4 protein-coding genes are annotated in these 3,877 nt (G+C 78.4%); 3 read left to right on the top strand and 1 reads right to left on the bottom strand.

Features of this window, described 5'->3' with window-relative positions:
* Positions 1-154: 154 nt before the first annotated feature.
* Both ET526_RS20815 and ET526_RS20810 read left to right on the top strand, forming a co-directional pair.
* A complete protein-coding gene (locus ET526_RS20815; RefSeq protein ID WP_135470967.1) occupies positions 155-859 on the top strand; it encodes an ATP12 family protein in 705 nt (234 codons plus the stop codon).
* A 10-nt stretch (positions 860-869) separates the two neighbouring features.
* Entirely contained in the window at positions 870-1,145 is a 276-nt protein-coding gene (locus ET526_RS20810; protein ID WP_135470965.1) for an acylphosphatase, read from the top strand.
* A gap of 242 nt (positions 1,146-1,387) precedes the next feature.
* On the opposite strand, the gene ET526_RS20805 is transcribed toward ET526_RS20810, so the two are convergent.
* Positions 1,388-2,350 (bottom strand): transglycosylase SLT domain-containing protein, encoded by a 963-nt coding sequence (locus tag ET526_RS20805; protein WP_135470962.1) that lies wholly within the window; start codon positions 2,348-2,350, stop codon positions 1,388-1,390.
* A gap of 324 nt (positions 2,351-2,674) precedes the next feature.
* Here ET526_RS20805 and ET526_RS20800 point away from each other — a divergent pair.
* Positions 2,675-3,877 (top strand): DEAD/DEAH box helicase (locus tag ET526_RS20800; RefSeq protein WP_135470960.1); only part of this gene is annotated, 1,203 nt, incomplete at its 3' end.

Here is a 3,877-nt window from a genome sequence, read left to right as displayed (position 1 = left end):
CCGGTGCCGGCCTCCGCCGCGCCGGCCGCCCCGCCGGCGGCGCAGCCGCAGCCGGCCCCCTCGCCCGTGCCGCGCGACCTGCCGGCGCCGGCGCAGGAGCTGCTGCGGCGGCTGCCCATCCCGGGGCTGCTCGGCCGATGAGGATGACCACACGATGAAGCGTTTCTGGGACAGTGCCGCCGCCGCCCCGCAGCCGGGCGGCTTCGGCGTGCTTCTGGACGGCCGCCCGGTGCGCCTGCCCGGCGGCGCCCCCCTGGTGGTGCCGGCGGCGGCGCTGGCCGAGGCCATCGCCGAGGAATGGGCCCGCGCCGGCGGCGCCAAGGGAGGCGAGATGAGCTTCGCCGACGTGCCGCTGACGCGCCTTGCCGGCACGGCGCAGGAACGCATCGCCCCCGACCCCGCGCCGGTGGTGACGGCGCTGGCCCGCTACGGGGAGACGGACCTGCTCTGCTACCGCGCCGAGGACCGGCGGCTCGCCGCCGAGCAGGCGGCGCAGTGGGACCCGCTGCTCGACTGGGCGGCGCTGCAGCTCGACGCGCCGCTGCGCGTCACCGCGGGGCTGATGCCAGTGCCGCAGGACGCCACCGCGCTCGCCGCGCTGCGCCGGGCGGTGGCGGCGCTCGGCGCGCTCGAGCTTTCGGCGCTCGGCGTGCTGGTGCCGGGCCTCGGCAGCCTGGTGCTGGGCCTCGCCGTGGTGCACGGCCGGCTGGAGGCCGCCGAGGCGCACCGCCTGGCGACGCTGGACGAGGCCTTCCAGGAGCGCTTCTGGGGCACGGACGCCGAGGCGGCGGCGCGGCGCGCGCGCATCGGCGCCGAGGTGGCGCTGGCGGCGCGGCTGGTGGCGCTGATGCGCGGATGAGGCGGCGCGGATGCAGGCGAGGCGGCTGAGGATCACCGGGCGCGTTCAGGGCGTGGGCTACCGGGACTGGCTGGTGCGGGAGGCGACGCGGCTCGGCCTGTCCGGCTGGGTGCGCAACCGCCGTGACGGCAGCGTGGAGGCGGTGGTGGCCGGCGGGGAGCCGGCGGTGCAGGCGCTGCTGTCCGCCTGCCGGCGCGGCCCCGCCCTGGCGCGGGTGGACGCGATCGAGGAGGGCTTCTGCGACCCGCCCGGAGAGCCCGGCTTCCACCGCCTGCCGACGGCCTGAACGGCCTCCGGGCGAAGCGCGGGGGCCGCAGCCGGCCTGGAGCGTGACTCTGCCGGACGGATGGCGGGCCAGAGCCGCTTCCACGGGCACCGCCGGATGGAAACGGCGCTCCGGCGCCCCGCCCTCGCGGATCAGCGCCAAGGCGTTTTCCGTTCGCCCCAGCCCGCGGCCGGATGCCCCGGCCCGTTGATCGTGCGGGCATCCTCACCCGTCCGGGTGAGGCCACCTGAACGGGATCCGCTCTAGCGCGCCTCCGCCATCTCGAGCAGGGGCGGCTCGGTGGGCTGCAGGCGGGCGGCGATGCGACGGCCCGCCTCCCGGATCGGCAGCGGGCGCCCGTCCTCGCCGAGGAAGATCTCGCGGTTGGCGTGCAGCACGCCGGGGGGCAGCACCTCCGCCACGCTCGCCGAGGGGCGCTGCCGCTCGGCCCGCGCCAGGGCGGCGGCGGCGCCGACGCCGAGCAGGTGCACCGCATAGATCTGGCCGGGCGAGGCGGGCGCCTCGCCGGTCAGGCGGCGGAACCGCTCCGCATCCTCCTGCGCCAGCGCAGCGGCCACCCGGGCGGCGGTGGCGGTGTCGTGGCGCAGCGCCAGCGCCGCGCGCTGCGCCGCCGCCTGCTCGCGCCGCAGCGCGGCCAAGGCGGCGCGCCGACGTGCCGGCGCCATCCGGGTGCGGGAGAGGGCGAGTTCGCGCTCGGCCAGCGCCAGCAGCCGCGCCCGGTGCGGCGCCAGCGCCGGCACCCGGTCCGCCAGGCCGTGGACCGCGGCGAGCCAGGTGGGGGTGGTGAACTGCATCGGCCCGGCGGCGGAGGAGCGGGGGTTGCGCACCTCCTCGCGCAGGCTGCTCTCGGCCATGGCGATGGCGAGCAGGAGTTCGGGATCGAAGCCGGTCTCGCGCGCCGCCTGCCGCACCGTCTCGGCCACGCGCAGGCGGCGCTCCTCCGCCGTCTCCGCCGGCGGGCGGGGGGCGGGGCGGGCCTGGGGCCGGGCAGGGCGCCGGGAGGGGCCGGCGTCCCGCGACCGGGCAGGGCGCTGGGAGGCGCGGGCCTGCGGCCGGGAAGCGGCACGGGCGGCGGGCTCCGCCTTGGCCTGGGCCGGCGCGGCCACCCGGCGATCCTGCGGGCGCGGCTGCGCCGTCGCCTCCGGCGCGGCCGGAAGGCCGAGCAGGATGAGGATCGCCGCCACCGCTCGTCCCCAGCGCGCCATGCTGCTCCATCGCCGCCCCGGCGGGGCCGTTGCCATCCCGGTTGCGTGATCGCGGCGCGAATCGCCCCTTGCTTTCGTGCCCGCGAAGGCGCATCTGGGGTGGGCCGGCGGCGGATCGCCCCGGCGGTGCCCCGGCCGCGTGAGCGGCCGCCCGCGCAGGCCGCGCCAGATCCCCGAGAGGGACGCGCCGCGCCGGGCCGAGCCGAACTGCCGGGCACGCGACGCCTCTTCCGGACCGACCCAGCCACGCGGGGTCTCCACTCGAAACCCGCGGCAGGATGCGCGCCCGCGCAGGGTGCCGCGCGACTGGGATCTGCATTTCTCGTGACCGACTTCTCCGACCTCGGCCTCGCCGCGCCGCTGCTGCGCGCCCTCGAGGAGGCCGGCTACACCTCCCCCACCCCGATCCAGGCGCAGGCGATCCCCGCCGTGCTGGAGGGGCGGGACCTGCTCGGCATCGCCCAGACCGGCACCGGCAAGACCGCGGCCTTCGCGCTGCCGATCCTGCAGCGGCTGATGCGGACCGGCGGGCGCCCGCCGCGCGGCGGCTGCCGCGCCCTGGTGCTCAGCCCGACGCGCGAGCTGGCCAGCCAGATCGCCGACAGCTTCAAGGCCTACGGCAAGCATCTCGGCTACTCCGTCGCCACCGTCTTCGGCGGCGTGGCGCACGGGCCGCAGCGCCAGGCGCTCTCCCGCGGCGTGGACGTGCTGGTGGCGACGCCGGGGCGGCTGCTCGACCACCTGGGCGAGCGGACGGCGCGGCTCGACCAGGTGCAGGTCTTCGTCCTCGACGAGGCCGACCAGATGCTGGACGCCGGTTTCCTGCCGGCGGTGCGCAAGCTGGTGCCGCAGCTTCCGCGGGAGCGGCAGACGCTGTTCTTCTCCGCCACCATGCCGGCCGAGATCGGCCGCCTCGCCGCCGAGCTGCTGCGCGAGCCGGCGCGGGTGGAGGTGACGCCCGTCGCCACCACCGCCGAGCGCGTCGCGCAGCGCGTGCTGCATGTGGAGGCCGCGGGCAAGCGCGCCCTGCTCGCCGCGCTGCTGCGCGCCGAGGAGGTGGAGCGCGTGCTCGTCTTCGCCCGCACCAAGCACGGCGCCGACCGGGTGGTGAAGCAGCTCGCCCAGGACGGGCTCGCCGCCAACGCCATCCACGGCAACAAGAGCCAGGGCCAGCGCGAGCGCGCGCTGCTGGAGTTCCGCACCGGCAAGGCGCCGATCCTGGTGGCGACGGACATCGCCGCGCGCGGCATCGACGTCGCCGGCGTGACGCATGTGGTGCAGTACGACCTGCCGGACACGCCGGAGAGCTACGTGCACCGCATCGGCCGCACCGCGCGCGCGGGCGCGTCCGGCGAGGCGATCGCGCTCTGCGCGCCGGACGAGATGGACAAGCTGCGCGCGGTGGAGAAGCTGATCCGACAGGCCATCCCGGCCGAGGACCGGCGGGCGGACCGCTCCACCCCGCTCGCCCGCGCCGCGCAGCCGGCCGCCCCCGCCCGCGGCGGGCGCGGCCGCGGCGGCCCGCCG

The sequence above is a fragment of the Crenalkalicoccus roseus genome, from assembly GCF_004761865.1.
In the GTDB taxonomy this organism is placed as follows: domain Bacteria; phylum Pseudomonadota; class Alphaproteobacteria; order Acetobacterales; family Acetobacteraceae; genus Crenalkalicoccus; species Crenalkalicoccus roseus.
This window is presented reverse-complemented; position numbering and strand designations above follow the sequence as displayed.

Bases quoted from the DNA above. Each gene is read 5' to 3' on its own strand.
- ET526_RS20815 (WP_135470967.1), top strand. From the start codon at position 155: ATGAAGCGTTTCTGGGACAGTGCCGCCGCCGCCCCGCAGCCGGGCGGC.
- ET526_RS20810 (WP_135470965.1), top strand. From the start codon at position 870: ATGCAGGCGAGGCGGCTGAGGATCACCGGGCGCGTTCAGGGCGTGGGC.
- ET526_RS20805 (WP_135470962.1), bottom strand. From the start codon at position 2,350: ATGGCGCGCTGGGGACGAGCGGTGGCGGCGATCCTCATCCTGCTCGGC.